This is a genomic window from Streptomyces sp. ISL-99 (genome assembly GCF_018614005.1).
GTDB classification, from domain to species: Bacteria; Actinomycetota; Actinomycetes; order Streptomycetales; family Streptomycetaceae; genus Streptomyces; species Streptomyces flavidovirens.
The window spans coordinates 49,890-64,879 of the sequence record NZ_JAGGPC010000057.1; the positions used below are offsets into that span (position 1 = coordinate 49,890).

Consider the following 14,990-nt stretch of genomic DNA (forward strand, 5'->3'; position numbering starts at 1 on the left):
TGAAGAAGATTTCGAAGTCCCAGGGGGATCAAGACATGCGACCCATTCGCCCGACCATCGCAGCACGTGGCGGAAGGAGCGCGCGTCGCCGAACGTCCCCCGCACTTGCCGCTGTCGGCCTCGCCGCCGCCCTCGCCCTGACCGCCACCGCCTGCGGTCCGGCCGAGGACAACGCGGGCGGCGAGCCGAGCGCCTCCGCCAGTCAGGCCACCGACGACAAGATCGTCATCCCCGACGATCTGAAGGACCGGCTCAAGGAGCACGGTGTCGACCTGGACAAGTGGAAGGGCGGCGCCTGGAAGGACTGGAGCAGGGACGACTGGCTCCGCGAGGCCGAGGACTACATCAACCCGATCATCGAGGACCTCTGGGACGCGGACCGCATGCGGGAGGCGGAGGAGCCCGACAGGCCGGTGGCTCCCGACATCTCCGGCGACGAGGGTGTCACCGACCCGACGCCCGCGCCCGTCGAGGCGGTGCCCGTGAAGACCCCGTACACGGCGAGCACCCCCGAGTCCGGGAAGCTCTTCTTCGACGGGCCCGAAGGTTCGATGGTCTGCTCCGCGACCGTCATCAAGGACCCGGCACACCCCGGCAAGTCCAACATGGTGTGGACGGCCGGCCACTGCGTGCACGCCGGCAAGAAGGGCGGCTGGTACCGCAACATCGCCTTCGTCCCGTCGTACAACAACACCGGCAAGTCGGCCGCCGAGCTCGACGCCGCGCCCAAGAACGAGAACGAAATCACTCCGCACGGCGTGTGGTGGGGCGACTGGGCGCAGACGTCCGCGCAGTGGATCGCCCAGGGCGGCCCGACCGGCGGCGAAGGCGCTCCGTACGACTTCGCGGTGCTGCACGTCACCCCGGAGAAGGGCAGCGGCAAGTCCCTTGAGGAGACGGTCGGTTCGGCCCTTCCGGTGGAGTTCAACGCGCCGGCCGCACCCGAGATCGCGAGCATGACGGCGACCGGTTACCCGGCCGCTCCGCCCTTCGACGGCCAGAAGCAGCTGCAGTGCGCGGACAAGCCGGGGCGCCTGTCCATCAAGGCCGGCGACCCGACGATGTACCGCATCGGCTGCACCATGACCGGGGGCTCCTCCGGTGGCGGCTGGACGGCAACCGGCCAGGACGGCAAGCCCGCACTGGTCTCCAACACCTCGATCGGCCCGGTGACGGCCGGCTGGCTGGCCGGTCCGCGCCTGGGCGCGGAAGCCAAGACGATCTACGACTCGGTGAGCGGGAAGTTCGCCAACCAGTAGAGCGCAAGCCCGAAGGCCGCCCCCTCGTCGTGAGGGGGCGGCCTTCGGGCTTTGCTCTGTTCCTGTACGGCTCCGGAGCGGGCCCCGGTCAGCGAGTCGCCGGTACGAACGGCGCCAGGTCCGCCGCCAGCTCCTCGTGCACCCGTACCTTGATCAGCGTGCCTTCGCCGGTGTGCTCCTCGGAGATCACCTCGCCGTCGGCGTGTGCCCGCGAGATCAGCCCGCCGTGCGTGTACGGCACGAGAGCCTCGATCTCGACCTCGGGCCGGGGCAGCTCGGAGTCGATCAACGCCAGCAGTTCCGCCATGCCCGCGCCCGTACGGGCGGACACCGCGATCGCGTGACGCTCGATACGCAGCAGCCGCTGCAGTACGACCGGATCTGCCGCGTCCGCCTTGTTGATCACCACGATCTCCGGCACATCCAGCGCGCCGACATCACGGATCACTTCGCGCACGGCCGCCAGCTGCTCCTCAGGCGCCGGGTGCGCGCCGTCCACCACGTGCAGGATCAGGTCGGCCTCCCCGACCTCCTCCATCGTGGAGCGGAACGCCTCGACGAGGTGGTGCGGCAGGTGCCGTACGAATCCGACGGTGTCGGCGAGCGTGTAGACCCGTCCGCTCGGGGTCTCCGCCCGGCGCACGGTCGGGTCGAGGGTGGCGAACAGCGCGTTCTCCACCAGCACGCCCGCGCCCGTGAGGCGGTTGAGCAGCGAGGACTTGCCGGCGTTCGTGTATCCGGCGATCGCGACCGAAGGCACCTGGTTGCGCTTGCGTTCCTGGCGCTTGATGTCGCGACCGGTCTTCATCTCCGCGATCTCCCGGCGCATCTTCGCCATCTTCTCGCGGATCCGACGCCGGTCGGTCTCGATCTTGGTCTCACCGGGACCACGGGTGGCCATACCGCCGCCACCACCGGAACCGGCGCCGCCCATCTGCCGGGACAGCGACTGACCCCAGCCGCGCAGCCGAGGCAGCATGTACTGCATCTGCGCGAGCGCGACCTGGGCCTTGCCCTCTCGGGACTTGGCGTGCTGGGCGAAGATGTCGAGGATCAGGGCGGTGCGGTCGACCACCTTGACCTTGACGACGTCTTCGAGGTGGATGAGCTGGCCGGGACTGAGCTCACCGTCGCAGACGACGGTGTCGGCCCCGGTCTCGATCACGATGTCGCGCAGCTCGATCGCCTTGCCCGAGCCGATGTACGTGGCCGGGTCCGGCTTGTCACGACGCTGTACGACACCGTCGAGCACGAGGGCGCCCGCGGTCTCGGCGAGAGCCGCCAGCTCGGCCAGCGAGTTCTCGGCGTCGAGCACGGTTCCCGAGGTCCAGACGCCGACGAGCACCACACGCTCCAGGCGCAGCTGCCGGTACTCGACTTCGGTTACGTCTTCGAGCTCGGTGGAGAGGCCGGCCACACGTCGAAGCGCCGCACGGTCGGAGCGCTCGAACTGGTCGCCGTCCCGCTCCTCGTCGACTTCGTAGCTCCAGGCGACGTCCTCTTCCATCAGGGCATCGGCCCGAAGGCTCTCGGTCACGTTCTCCGTGAAGCTCTGTGCGTCCTTGGAAGCGGAAGAAGAGGAGGTCATTGGATCCTTACGTCGATAGAAAGTCGGTTGCATCGGTCACAACGCGTGACGTGGCCGGAAGATTCCCGAGGTGTCCGGAGTCCCCCGTCCCGGCAGCGCCGCAGACCCGTTGATAGTGGCACGGTGCGCCCCGGGCCGTCACTCCGGTTTATGCCCGCTCCCAGTGTTCTCGCACCTGTCCACGCACCGGAACCGCCTTGGCCGCAGCCTTGGCGGTCCCCCTGCCCGCAGCCTTTCCTGCCGCCTTGCCTGCCGCCTTGCCGGACTCGCTGCGCCAGTCCGGGTGCCCGGGCATGGGCGGCGTCTTCTTCCCGTACAGCCACTCCTTGAAGAAGCCGGACAGATCCCGGCCCGCGATCTCCGAGGCGAGGCTCGTGAAGTCGTCCGTCGTCGCGCTGGTGTCACGGTGACCGCTGACCCACCGCCGCTCCAGCTGCCCGAAGGCGTCCTTTCCGATCTCCTGGCGCAGCGCGTACAGCACCAGTGCGCTTCCGTCGTAGACGACCGGCCTGAAGAGGCTGATCTTCTTTCCCGGTGCGGGGCTCCGGGGAGCGGCGGGCGGGCCTCCCTGGGCCCGCCACGCGTCCGACTGCACGTACGCCTGACGCATCCTCGCCTCCAGCGGACGCTTCGCGTGGTCCTCGGCGTACTGGGCCTCGTACCAGGTGGCGTGCCCTTCGTTGAGCCACAGGTCGGACCAGGAGCGCGGTGAGACGCTGTTGCCGAACCACTGGTGGGCCAGTTCGTGCACCATGATCGATTCGACGTACCAGGCGGGCAGGTCGGAGCGGGTTAAAAGTGACCGCTCGAAGAGTGACAGCGTCTGTGTCTCCAGCTCGAATCCGGTGTCCGCGTCGGCGATGAGCAGCCCGTACGTCTCGAGCGGATAGCGGCCGACCTGCCGCTCCATCCATTCGAGCTGCCCCGGTGTCTTCTTCAGCCACGGTTCGAGCCGCGCCCGGTCGGCGGTGGGCACGACGTCGCGCAGGGGAAGGGCGTTCGGTCCGCTCCTGTGCACCACGGTCGACCGGCCGACAGACACCTGGGCGAGTTCGGTCGCCATGGGATGCCTGGTCCGGTACGTCCAGGTGGCGCCGTCCGCCGCCTTCTCACGCTCTCCCACCGGCAGCCCGTTGGCGACCGCGGTCATGCCCTTCGGCGCGGTGACACGGAACGTGAAGAGTGCCTTGTCCGCGGGGTGGTCGTTGCACGGGAACACCCGGTGCGCCGCGTCGGCCTGGTTCGCCATGGCGAGGCCGTCGCGCGTACGTACCCAGCCTCCGTCCGGGCCCTCCTTGGGGCTGGGATCGCTGGTGTGCCGGACGGTGATGTGCAGGGGCCGTCCCTCGTGCACCGGCTCCCGGGGCGTGACGATCAGGTCCTCCCCCGCCGTCGCGAACGCCGCGCGCTCGCCGTTGACCTCGACCGACGCGACGGTGCCGCGCGAGAAGTCGAGGTTGACGCGGTCGAGCCGCTCCGTGGCCAGCGCGTCGATCTTCGTGACGGCGTCCAGGGGCTTGCTGTTGCTTCCGCGGTACGTGAAGGAGATGTCGTACGCGCGAACGTCGTATCCGGGGTTCCCCAGGTGCGGGAACAGCGGATCGCCGATGCCGAGCGCCACCGGTGGTGCGGGCGCGGGCACGGTCGCGGCGACGAGGGTGGCCGATGCGGCGGCCAGCAGGGCGGCACGCAGGCGCCGTGAGGTGATCATCATGACTTACCGCTATCAGTGCGGTCGGCGGCCGCCGTGACGGCACGCGAAGCTCCCACTCGAAAGAGCGGTGCGTTCGGTCAGGCGGTGGCCCGTCAGGCAGGGGTACGGGCCGGGCGGTGGTCCGGGTCAGGCGGTCGCGGGATGCTGGGCGCGGCTCACGTCGTACACGCCCGGCACCGCGCGCATGGCGCGCATCAGCGCGGGGAGCCCCGCGGCGTCGGGGAGCTGGAGCGTGTAGGTGTGCCGTACGCGCTGCTCGCTCGGCGGTTCCACGGTGGCCGAGACGACCGCCGCGCCGGCGGTGGCGATGGCCTCGGTGAGGTCGGCGAGGAGCCGCGGGCGGCCGAAGGACTCGGCGACCAGGGTGACCCGGCAGTCGCCCGTGGCCAGCCAGCGCACGCCGACGGGCTCCCGCCCGCGCGCCTGCATCCGGCCCACCGCGGGGCACTCCTCGCGGTGCACGGTGACGACGCCGCCGCGCACCGCGAATCCCGTGACGGCGTCGGGCGGTACGGGCGTACAGCAGCCCGCGAGCCGTACGGTCGCGTCCGGCAGGTCCACGACGACGTTCTCGGCGCCCCGCGGCACCGAGGCACCGATGCCGGGCGCCGGAACGGCGCTCCCTCCCGCCGGCCTGGACTCCCGCGGCCCGCCTCCCGGACCTCCGGAGGCGGGTGCCTCGTCCTGGGAGTGGGCCGACAGCCAGCTGGTGATGGCGATGCGCGCGGCGGGCGTACGAGCGTGGTCGAGCCACTCCGGCGAGGGCCCCGAGCCGATGTCGTGGGCGAGCAGCAGCTGCACCGTGTCACCGTCGCTGAGCACCGTACTGAGCGTCGCCAGGCGGCCGTTGACCCGCGCGCCGATGCAGCGGTGCGCCGTCTCGCCGTACTGCGCGTACGCGGCGTCCACGCAGCTCGCACCGGCCGGCAGCCCCAGCGTGCCGCCGTCCGAGCGGAACACGGTGATCTCCCGGTCCTCTGCCAGGTCCGCGCGCAGCGATGTCCAGAAGGTGTCGGGGTCGGGCGTGGACTCCTGCCACTCCAGCAGCCGGGACAGCCAGCCGGGCCGGGTGGGGTCGGCGCGCTCGCCCTCGACGGCGGGTTCGGCCCCGTCGGTCGGCGTGTACGGGTTGCCGAGAGCGACGACGCCCGCCTCCGCCACCTTGTGCATCTGGTGCGTGCGGATGAGGATTTCGGCCACCTCGCCGTCCGGGCTCGCGACGGCCGTGTGCAGCGACTGGTAGAGGTTGAACTTGGGCGCCGCGATGAAGTCCTTGAACTCGGAGATGACCGGCGTGAAGCAGGTGTGCAGTTCGCCCAGTACGCCGTAGCAGTCGGCGTCCTCGGCGACGAGCACCAGCAGCCGTCCGAAGTCCGTGCCGCGCAGTTCGCCGCGTTTGAGCCTGACCCGGTGCACGGAGACGAAGTGCCGCGGCCTGACGAGTACTTCGGCGGCCAGGCCCGCCTCCCGCAGCACCTTCCTGACCTCGTCCGCGATGGTGTTCAGCGGGTCGCCCGCGCTCGCGTCCGCCGCGATGAGGGCGCGCGTGTGCTCGTACTCCTCGGGGTGGAGGATCGCGAAGACCAGGTCTTCCAGCTCGGTCTTCAGGGCCTGTACGCCGAGCCGTTCGGCGAGCGGGATCAGGACGTCGCGGGTGACCCTGGCGATCCGGGCCTGCTTCTCGGGGCGCATCACGGTGAGGGTGCGCATGTTGTGCAGCCGGTCGGCGAGTTTGATCGACATGACCCGGACGTCGTTGCCGGTGGCGACGAGCATCTTGCGGAAGGTCTCCGGTTCGGCGGCGGCGCCGTAGTCGACCTTCTCCAGCTTCGTCACACCGTCGACGAGGTAACAGACCTCCTCGCCGAACTCCGACCGCACCTGTTCGAGCGTCACATCGGTGTCCTCGACGGTGTCGTGCAGGAGCGCCGCGGTCAACGTGGTGGTCTCGGCGCCGAGTTCGGCGAGGATCAGCGTGACGGCCAGCGGGTGCGTGATGTACGGCTCGCCGCTCTTGCGCATCTGGCCGCGGTGCGACGACTCGGCCAGTACGTACGCCCGGTGCAGGATGGTGAGGTCCGCGTCGGGATGGTGGGCGCGGTGGGCGTCCGCGACGTGGCCGATCGCGTCGGGCAGCCGGTCGCGCGAGGTGGGGCCGAGCAGTGCGACCCGGCCGATCCTGCGGAGATCGAGCCTGGTGCGGCCACGCCTGCGACTGGTGGCGCCTGGGTTGGCGGCCTCTGCACTCATGGGCACCTCCGGCAGCTTCGACCGGCGGTGGACGCGTGGACCCACGTCCCGGCCGGTGCTTGATGCTACCGAGCCCACCACGCCGCGCAGTCCCGCTCTCGCCCAGCGTGAACCGGATCACCCATTCGAGCGAAGCTCTATGCGATGCCCGTTTCCTGCTGGTCGTACGGGGCGTGAGGGGCGCGCGGTGCTACGGGGCCTACGCCGCCGGAGCGATCCAGTCCGCGTCGATGGTGCCCTCGGCGACGATCACGGCGGGCCCGGTCATCTCGATGGTCCCGTCGGGCCGCTCGGTGATCACCAGACGGCCGCCAAGGACATCCACGGTGTACGTCACGGGCTCGCCGGTGACGGCGGGATCGGCGCCGTCCCTGCGGGCGGCCGCGACGGCCACGGCGCACGCGCCCGTACCGCAGGAGCGGGTCTCGCCCGAGCCGCGCTCGTGCACGCGCATGGCGACGTGGCGCGGACCGCGGTCGACGACGAACTCGATGTTGACGCCGTCCGGGTACGCGGAGGCGGGGCTGAAGGGCGGTGCGGTGAACAGATCACCGGCGTGCTCCAGGTCGTCGACGAAGGCGACGGCGTGCGGGTTTCCCATGTTCACATTGCGGGCGGACCAGTCACGGGCCCCCACGGAGACGGTGACATCGCCCTCGGGGAGGACGGCCCGGCCCATGGAAACGGTGATGCCGCCGCCGGAGTCCGCCTTGGCGATGTGCACCAGCTTGACGCCGCCGCGCGTGGCGATGGCCAGGTCGCCCCCGCCGACGAGACCCGCGCGCTGAAGGTAGCGGGCGAAGACGCGGACGCCGTTGCCGCACATTTCGGCGATCGAGCCGTCCGCGTTGCGGTAGTCCATGAACCACTCGGCCGCGTCGGCCATCGACCGGGCCTCGGGGTGCTCGGCGGACCGTACGACATGCAGCAGTCCGTCGCCGCCGATGCCGGCCCTGCGGTCGCACAGTCTCGCGACGAGGGACGGGGGCAGGTCGATGCTGTTGTCCGGGTCGGGGACGATCACGAAGTCGTTCTCGGTCCCGTGGCCCTTGAGGAAGGTGATCGGCGAGGTGCTCACGGCGTCAATCGTACGGGGCGGGTACGACAGCCGGTCAGCGCAGGCGGGCCACGCGCCAGACGGCCAGCGCGACAATGCCGGCCGCCACGACGACGTACAGCACGATCACCCGCCAGTCGGGGCGCTTGCCGGACTCCTTGGAGGGCAGGCCCGGCCAGGTGTGTCCCACGCGGCGGGCGGCCATCATGCCCCAGCCGGCGGCGCAGCAGCTGATGAGCAGTCCCAGCATGGCGACGACCGCTCCGCCGTCACCGAACTCGAAGGCCAGGGGGAAGGCGAACATCAGGGAGCCCATGGCGGCGAGTCCCACGATCGGCGCGAGCTGCCAGATCCGCAGGCGTCGCTGCGGGCGCAGCTCGACCTCGACCTCGGGACCCGTCCCGGTTTCGGGTGCCCCGTCCTGGTCGTCGGGCCCGTCGGGGCTCAAACGGTCCGGTTCGTCCTGTGCTGTGTCACGAGGGCCGGCTTCCATCGCCACGCGCCCTCCCAACTTGGACTCACTGGTCGATCGAAGCTTGATGATGGCACGCGCCCGGGCACCCGAATGACGGGCGGAGCGTCCCGATGCCATCACGTGATCAGGCTGTAACCGCTCGTTCGACCAACGCCAGAGCCCGATGCGGGAGTTCCGCGCGGTTCTCGGCCGCGCCGCTCAGCCAGTGGACCCTCGGGTCCCGCCGGAACCACGAGTCCTGGCGGCGTGCGAACCGCTTGGTGGCGCGTACGGTCTCGGCGCGCGCCTCCTCCTCGGTGCAGTCCCCGGCCAGCGCGGCCAGCACCTGCTGATAGCCAAGGGCGCGGGCCGCCGTACGCCCCTCCCGGAGCCCCTGCGCCTCCAGGGTGCGCACCTCGTCCACAAGGCCGGCTTCCCACATGCGGTCGACCCGCACCGTGATGCGCTCGTCGAGCTCGGGGCGGGCGACGTCGACGCCGATCTGGACGGTGTCGTACACCGAGTCGGGGCCGGGCAGATTGGCCGTGAACGGCTTCCCGGTGATTTCGATCACTTCGAGTGCACGGACGATGCGCCGGCCGTTGCTCGGCAGGATCGCGCGCCCCGCGTCGGGGTCGGCGGCGGCGAGCCGCGCGTGCAGGGCGCCCGGGCCGCGCAGCTCCAGCTCCTCCTCCAGGCGGGCTCGTACCGCCGGGTCGGTGCCGGGGAATTCGAGGGCGTCGATGGCGCCCCGTACGTACAGGCCGGAGCCGCCGACGAGGACGGGCGTGCGGCCCTCGGCAAGCAGCCGGTCGATCTCCGCGCGGGCGAGCCTCTGGTACTCGGCGACGCTCGCCGCCTCGGTGACGTCCCAGATGTCGAGGAGATGGTGCGGAATGCCGCCGCGCTCCTCGGGCGTCAGTTTGGCGGTGCCGATGTCCATCCCCCGGTAGAGCTGCATGGAGTCGGCGTTGACGACTTCCCCGCCGAAATGCTGGGCGAGGGCGACGCCCAGATCGGACTTTCCGGCTGCCGTGGGGCCGACAACGGCGATGACCCGCGGTGCGGGAGCTGCAGTTCTCACTCGCACAGTCTCGCAAACCCCACGCCCCCTCCCCGAACGAGTTACGTGACGGCACGCGGCCGGGTTCGTTGCCTGTTGCGAGGTTCCGACCGCCGGTTTACGGACCGGCGCCCCCGGGCGACGCAATGAGACGCTCCGGTCGGGCGCGGGATTTCGCCCACACGAGTAATGTATGGAGCAGATATGGGCGTTTTTGCACGGTTTAGCCGCAGGTCCAAGGCTGTGGCGGAGGAGTCAAGCGAGGAGGCGCAGGCCGCCACTCTGACGGCCGACACTCCGGAGGAAGCCGCGGCGGAAGGGCCGGAAAGCGGGGCCGAGAAGGGCGCCGGGGATTCCGAGGCCACCGCGGCGGAGAACGTGGACATCCCCAAGCAGCAGTCCGCGGACGAAGCGGCGGACAATGAGGCCGGAGAGAGCGCCCGTAAGTAGTCCCCCGAAGAGCGAAGGTGATCCATGGGCTTCCTGGATTCGTTGAAGGCCAAGCTTGCTCCTGCGAAGGAAAGGGTCTCGGACCTCGCGCAGCAGCACGAGGGCAAGATCGAGCAGGGCCTGAGCAAGGCCGCCAAGGCGGTCGACAGCAAGACCAAGGGCAAGTACAGCAGTCAGATCGAGTCGGGCACGGGCAAGGCGAAGCAGGCCCTGGACCGCATCGCGCACAAGGGCGACGGGACCGGCGGAACCGGAGGCACCGGTACGGGCACCACGCCGCCGCCGCCTCCCCCTGCGGCCGGCTGACCAACGGCCTCTTGACCGGCAGCAACGGCGGACGGCCGTGGAGCGCACATCGCTCCACGGCCGTCCCCGTGCTTTCCGGTGCCTCTGGGGACCGGACGGCCTCTCAGGACCAGACGGCGACGAAGTACCCGACGCCGTAGGGGGCGTCCTCGTACAGCACCTTCCCGTCGAGGCCGGCGCCCTCGGCGGCGCCCGCGAGGACCTGCCAGGGCGCCCTTCCCGCCGCCTTGAGTTCGTACGCCAGAGGCTCGTCCAGGGCCGCCAGAGCGGCCGTGTCGGCCGCGCCCAGCGCGCGCGCCGCCGCCGTGTCGAAGCCCTCGGCCCGTTCGTCCAGATACCCCGGTGCTTTGAGCGTCCGGCAGGCGCTGCCGTCGCCCATCACGAGAAGGGCGACCCGCTCCGCCCGCGCGGCCAGTTCCCGGCCCTCCTGCGCGCACTGAACGCCTGGCAGCCGTTCCCCGACGTGGAACCCCTCCACTGGGGCATCCCACCGCGTACGGGAGAGCAGCCAGGCACCCACCGCGAGCGACGGGGGAAGCTCGCTGTTCGCGACGCTTACGGGGACGCTGCTTTCCGGCATGTCCGCCGCTGCCAGGAACGTCTCGAAATCCACGCCGAAGCCCTTGAAGCTGCCCCTGGTCCCCTGGCGGTACGTTCCGGTGCCGTCCCCGGTCGCGGAGCCGACCACCACGAGCAGGTCCGGGCGGGAGGCCGCCAGCGTCCCCAGAGCGTCCGCGCAAGCCGCCCGTGCGGCGTCGAGTTCCGGTGCGGCGCCCGAGGCGACCTCGGGTACCAGGAGCGGCGGACAGGGGCACACGGCGGCGGCGACAAGCATGCCCGGCAGCCTAGTACCCCGGCGGAATCGGACTCCGGGGCTGCTGCCGGGCGGCTCTGTGCGGCGATCGCCTGCTACTGGACGGAGCAGCCGCCCGTGGCCGCCGGCAGCGGCTCCGGTACGCCGATCTTCGGCAGCCCCAGAAGAACGCCGGCGCCCTGCTGCGGCTGGGCGGTGCGCTTCTCCCAGGCGTCGCCCGCGCGGGTGCGGCGTACCGCCCTGGCGGGGCCCTCGGCGAGCAGGTGGTGCGGCGCTGCGTACGTGATCTCCACCGTCACCACGTCACCGGGACGTACGTCCTCGTCCGGCTTCGTGAAGTGGACCAGACGGTTGTCGGGGGCGCGCCCGGAGAGGCGGTGCGTGGCGCCGTCCTTGCGGCCCTCGCCCTCGGCGACCATGACATCCACGGTCCGGCCGACCTGCTTCTTGTTCTCCTCCCAGGAGATCTCCTCCTGGAGGGCGACCAGGCGCATGTAGCGCTCCTGGACGACCTCCTTGGGGATCTGGTCCTCCATGGTGGCGGCCGGCGTGCCGGGGCGCTTGGAGTACTGGAAGGTGAAGGCCTGCGCGAAGCGCGCCTCGCGGACCGTGTGCATGGTCTGCTCGAAGTCCTCCTCGGTCTCGCCGGGGAAGCCCACGATGATGTCGGTGGAGATGGCGGCGTGCGGCATCGCGGCGCGCACCTTCTCGATGATGCCGAGGAAGCGCTCCTGGCGGTACGAGCGGCGCATCGCCTTCAGCACGGTGTCCGAGCCGGACTGCAGCGGCATGTGCAGCTGCGGCATGACGTTCGGTGTCTCGGCCATCGCGGCGATCACGTCGTCCGTGAAGTCGCGCGGGTGCGGCGACGTGAAGCGCACGCGCTCCAGGCCCTCGATCTTCCCGCAGGCGCGCAGCAGCTTGGAGAACGCCTCGCGGTCACCGATGTCGGAGCCGTAGGCGTTGACGTTCTGGCCGAGCAGGGTGATCTCGGATACGCCCTCGGCGACCAGCGCCTCGATCTCGGCGAGGATGTCGCCGGTCCTGCGGTCCTTCTCCTTGCCGCGCAGCGCCGGGACGATGCAGAAGGTGCAGGTGTTGTTGCACCCGACGGAGATGGACACCCAGGCGGCGTACGCGCTCTCGCGGCGCGTCGGCAGCGTGGAGGGGAACGCCTCCAGCGACTCGGCGATCTCGACCTGCGCCTCTTCCTGGACGCGGGCGCGCTCCAGCAGCACCGGCAGCTTGCCGATGTTGTGCGTGCCGAAGACCACGTCGACCCAGGGGGCCTTCTCGACGATGGTGTCGCGGTCCTTCTGGGCGAGGCAGCCGCCCACGGCGATCTGCATGCCCGGCCGCTTGGTCTTCATCGGGGCGAGCCTGCCGAGGTTGCCGTACAGCTTGTTGTCGGCGTTCTCCCGCACCGCGCAGGTGTTGAAGACGACGACATCGGCGTCACCGTCGGAGCCCTCCGGCGCCCGCACGTACCCCGCGCCCTCCAGGAGACCCGAGAGCCGCTCGGAGTCGTGGACGTTCATCTGGCACCCGTAAGTGCGCACCTCGTATGTCTTCTCGCTCATCTCGTACACCAGGGTACGGGGCCGGGCACCCCCTGGTCCCCGAGGGGAGTGAACTGGCAGGATCGCGCGCATGCTCCAGGCTCTCCCCCGCATCAGCCGCCGCCGCGCCCTCCAGGGGTCCGTCGCCGCACTCGTGGTGACCGGACTGCTGCTGTGGTGGCTCCTGCCGATCGAGGAGTCCTCGCCGCGCGGGAGGATCACGTTCAGTACGGGCGTGACGACCGGGGTCTACCAGCGCTACGGCGAGCTCCTGGACAAGGAGGTCGCCCGCGATCTCCCCCGCGTCGCCATGGACCTGCGGACGAGCGAGGGCTCGCGGCAGAACCTCGCCCGGCTGGTGAACGGGCAGGCCGATTTCGCCATCGCCACCACGGACGCCGTGGCGCAGTACCGGCGGGACGGCCTGCCGGGGGGTTACCGGCTGCGCGGCTGCGCGCGGCTGTACGACGACTACGTGCAGCTCGTCGTGCCGAAGCGTTCCACGGTGCGCTCCGCGGCCGGTCTGCGGAACAAGCGGGTCGCCGTGGGACAGGACGGCTCGGGCGTACGGCTCGTGTCGAACCGGCTGCTCACCGCCGCGGGGCTCGATCCCGAGCAGGACATCACTCCGGTGTCCATCGGCATCGACACCATGCCCGAGCGGCTGATGAAGGGCACGATCGACGCGTTCTTCTGGTCCGGCGGCCTGCCGACCACCGCGGTCAAGGACCTGTCGAAGCGTTTCGACATCCGGCTCGTGCCCCTGGGTGACCTGGTCGACGAGCTGCACGCGGAGGCAGGCCCCTCGCGCCACTACCGGTCCGCCGTGATGCCTGCCGACGCGTATCCGGAGGCCCAGGACGGGGAGGCCGTGCCGACGGTGGCGGTCGCCAATCTGCTGGTGACCACGGACGCCACGGACGCGCGGCTGACGGAGGGGCTCACCCGTACGGTCATACGGAGCCGGGACCGCATCGGCAAGAAGGTGCACGCGGCGCAGCTGGTGGATCTGCGGACCGCCATCTACACCGATCCGCTGGAGCTGCACGAGGGCGCGCAGCGCTACTACCGCTCGGTCAAGCCGTAGGCCCGGTGCGCGGGACCTGGAGGGTCACGCGCAGCCCGTGGGGCTCGTTGCGGGCGTACGACATGGTGCCGCCGCCCGCGAGCAGCAGGGCCCGTGAGATGGACAGGCCGAGGCCCGAGCCGCTGACGTTCTGGTGGCGGGTGCTGCGCCAGAAGCGGTCGCCGACGCGTTCCAGTTCGTCGTCGGCCAGGCCGGGGCCGCCGTCGGCGACGGTGATCGTGCAGGACTCCCCGTTCGGTGCGACCGCGACTTCGACCGCCTCGCCCTCCGGTGTGAACTTCAGGGCGTTGTCGATCACCGCGTCCAGGGCGCTGGAGAGCGCCACGGGGTCGCCCCAGGCGGTGACAGCCTCGGGGCCTTCCCGGGTGAGGTGTACGCCCTTGTCGTCCGCCAGGGGGCGCCAGGCGGCGACCCGCTCGGTGACCAGATCCCCGATGTCGATGAGCTGGAGGTGGGCGGGGGCCTGTTCGGCCAGCGCCAGGCCCAGGAGGCTGTCGAGGACCTGGGCGAGGCGCTTGCCCTCCGTCCGGACGGAGGCGATCTCCTCGTTGCCCTCGGGCAGTTCGAGGGAGAGCAGCTCGATACGCAGGAGCAGGGCGGACAGCGGGTTGCGCAGCTGATGGGAGGCGTCGGCGACGAAGGCGCGCTGCTGCTCCAGCACTTCTTCGACGTTGTCCGCCATCTCGTTGAACGAGCGGGCCAGGCGCCTGAGTTCCGGCGGGCCGCCGGCCACCGCGACCCGCGAGTTCATCAGTCCGGTCGCTATGCCGTGGGTGGCCGCGTCCAGGACGCGTACGGGCCTGAGCACCCAACCGGTCAGCCGGAACGCGGCGCCGACCGCGACCAGCATCGCCGCGGCCTCGCCCGCCGCGATCAGCAGCCAGTCGCGCAGGATCCGCGAACGCATCTGCCCGGTCGGCGAATCGGTGACCACGACCGCGACCACGTCACCGTCCCGTACGACCGGTGAGGCGACGACGAGGCGCCCTTCCTGCCAGGGCCACACCTGGGCCGGGTCATGGCTGCGGCGCTTGTAGAGCGCTTCCTGGAAGGCGTCCTGTGCCTCGCCGCTCTCGGGAACGGCCCAGTTCTCGGGCGCGCTCGCCATCGGCCACTTGTCGCGGTAGAAGACGCCCGCCCTGATCCCGTACACCTGGCTGTAGCTGGCGAGTTCGGTCTCCAGCGTCCTGCGGCGCTCGTCCTGGCCGCTCTCCGTGCGTTCGGTGACGAACTGGGCGAGCGCCGCGAAGCGCGCCGTGTCGTCGATCCGGTCGACGACCACCCGCTGCTGCTGCGCGGCCGCCACGCTCACCGCGAGGGGCAGGCCCAGCGCGAGCAGGATGCCCGCGAGCAGGACGATGAGCAGCGGGAGGAGGCGGGTGCGCACGT

Annotated in this window: 13 protein-coding genes; 4 read left to right on the forward strand and 9 right to left on the reverse strand. The window is 70.9% G+C overall.

Annotated elements, in window-relative coordinates:
• The first annotated feature begins 35 nt into the window (after nt 1-35).
• Nucleotides 36-1,259: a serine protease gene (locus tag J7E91_RS29545; RefSeq protein ID WP_214909759.1), complete on the forward strand. Its 1,224-nt coding sequence runs from the start codon at nt 36-38 to the stop codon at nt 1,257-1,259.
• Nucleotides 1,260-1,347: 88 nt separating this feature from the next.
• Here the strand turns inward: J7E91_RS29545 and hflX are convergent, their stop codons facing one another.
• From hflX to miaA, 6 genes are all read right to left on the reverse strand, one after another.
• Nucleotides 1,348-2,847, reverse strand: coding sequence for a GTPase HflX (gene hflX, locus J7E91_RS29550; protein WP_214909760.1), 1,500 nt, complete (start codon nt 2,845-2,847; stop codon nt 1,348-1,350).
• A gap of 148 nt (nt 2,848-2,995) precedes the next feature.
• The gene (locus J7E91_RS29555; protein ID WP_214909761.1) at nt 2,996-4,561 is read right to left on the reverse strand and encodes a M1 family metallopeptidase; all 1,566 of its coding nucleotides are present in this window, start codon (nt 4,559-4,561) and stop codon (nt 2,996-2,998) included.
• Nucleotides 4,562-4,687: 126 nt separating this feature from the next.
• Nucleotides 4,688-6,811, reverse strand: coding sequence for a bifunctional (p)ppGpp synthetase/guanosine-3',5'-bis(diphosphate) 3'-pyrophosphohydrolase (locus J7E91_RS29560; protein ID WP_214909762.1), 2,124 nt, complete (start codon nt 6,809-6,811; stop codon nt 4,688-4,690).
• A 199-nt stretch (nt 6,812-7,010) separates the two neighbouring features.
• Nucleotides 7,011-7,889 (reverse strand): diaminopimelate epimerase, encoded by an 879-nt coding sequence (gene dapF / locus J7E91_RS29565; RefSeq protein WP_214909764.1) that lies wholly within the window; start codon nt 7,887-7,889, stop codon nt 7,011-7,013.
• Nucleotides 7,890-7,923: 34 nt separating this feature from the next.
• Nucleotides 7,924-8,361, reverse strand: a complete 438-nt coding sequence (locus tag J7E91_RS29570) for a hypothetical protein (protein ID WP_214909818.1) — start codon at nt 8,359-8,361, stop codon at nt 7,924-7,926.
• Nucleotides 8,362-8,467: 106 nt separating this feature from the next.
• On the reverse strand, nt 8,468-9,406 hold the full coding sequence (gene miaA, locus J7E91_RS29575; protein ID WP_214909767.1) for a tRNA (adenosine(37)-N6)-dimethylallyltransferase MiaA: 939 nt from the start codon (nt 9,404-9,406) through the stop codon (nt 8,468-8,470).
• Nucleotides 9,407-9,628: 222 nt separating this feature from the next.
• On the opposite strand from miaA, the gene J7E91_RS29580 reads away from it, so the two are divergent.
• Nucleotides 9,629-9,835, forward strand: a complete 207-nt coding sequence (locus J7E91_RS29580; protein WP_308377495.1) for a gliding motility protein — start codon at nt 9,629-9,631, stop codon at nt 9,833-9,835.
• A gap of 24 nt (nt 9,836-9,859) precedes the next feature.
• Nucleotides 9,860-10,141 carry an antitoxin gene (locus J7E91_RS29585; RefSeq protein WP_214909771.1) on the forward strand — a complete coding sequence of 94 codons (282 nt, stop codon included), beginning with the start codon at nt 9,860-9,862 and terminating at the stop codon, nt 10,139-10,141.
• Nucleotides 10,142-10,244: 103 nt separating this feature from the next.
• Here J7E91_RS29585 and J7E91_RS29590 read toward each other — a convergent pair whose 3' ends face one another.
• Together J7E91_RS29590 and miaB are read right to left on the reverse strand one after the other, a co-directional pair.
• Nucleotides 10,245-10,976, reverse strand: a complete 732-nt coding sequence (locus J7E91_RS29590; protein ID WP_214909772.1) for a class III extradiol dioxygenase subunit B-like domain-containing protein — start codon at nt 10,974-10,976, stop codon at nt 10,245-10,247.
• A gap of 74 nt (nt 10,977-11,050) precedes the next feature.
• On the reverse strand, nt 11,051-12,535 hold the full coding sequence (gene miaB / locus J7E91_RS29595; protein WP_214909774.1) for a tRNA (N6-isopentenyl adenosine(37)-C2)-methylthiotransferase MiaB: 1,485 nt from the start codon (nt 12,533-12,535) through the stop codon (nt 11,051-11,053).
• 70 nt (nt 12,536-12,605) lie between these two features.
• On the opposite strand from miaB, the gene J7E91_RS29600 reads away from it, so the two are divergent.
• On the forward strand, nt 12,606-13,601 hold the full coding sequence (locus J7E91_RS29600) for a TAXI family TRAP transporter solute-binding subunit (protein ID WP_214909775.1): 996 nt from the start codon (nt 12,606-12,608) through the stop codon (nt 13,599-13,601).
• Here the strand turns inward: J7E91_RS29600 and J7E91_RS29605 are convergent.
• The gene (locus J7E91_RS29605; RefSeq protein WP_214909776.1) at nt 13,591-14,988 is read right to left on the reverse strand and encodes a HAMP domain-containing sensor histidine kinase; all 1,398 of its coding nucleotides are present in this window, start codon (nt 14,986-14,988) and stop codon (nt 13,591-13,593) included. The two genes, J7E91_RS29600 and J7E91_RS29605, sit on opposite strands and share 11 nt — an antisense overlap.
• Nucleotides 14,989-14,990 lie beyond the last annotated feature (2 nt).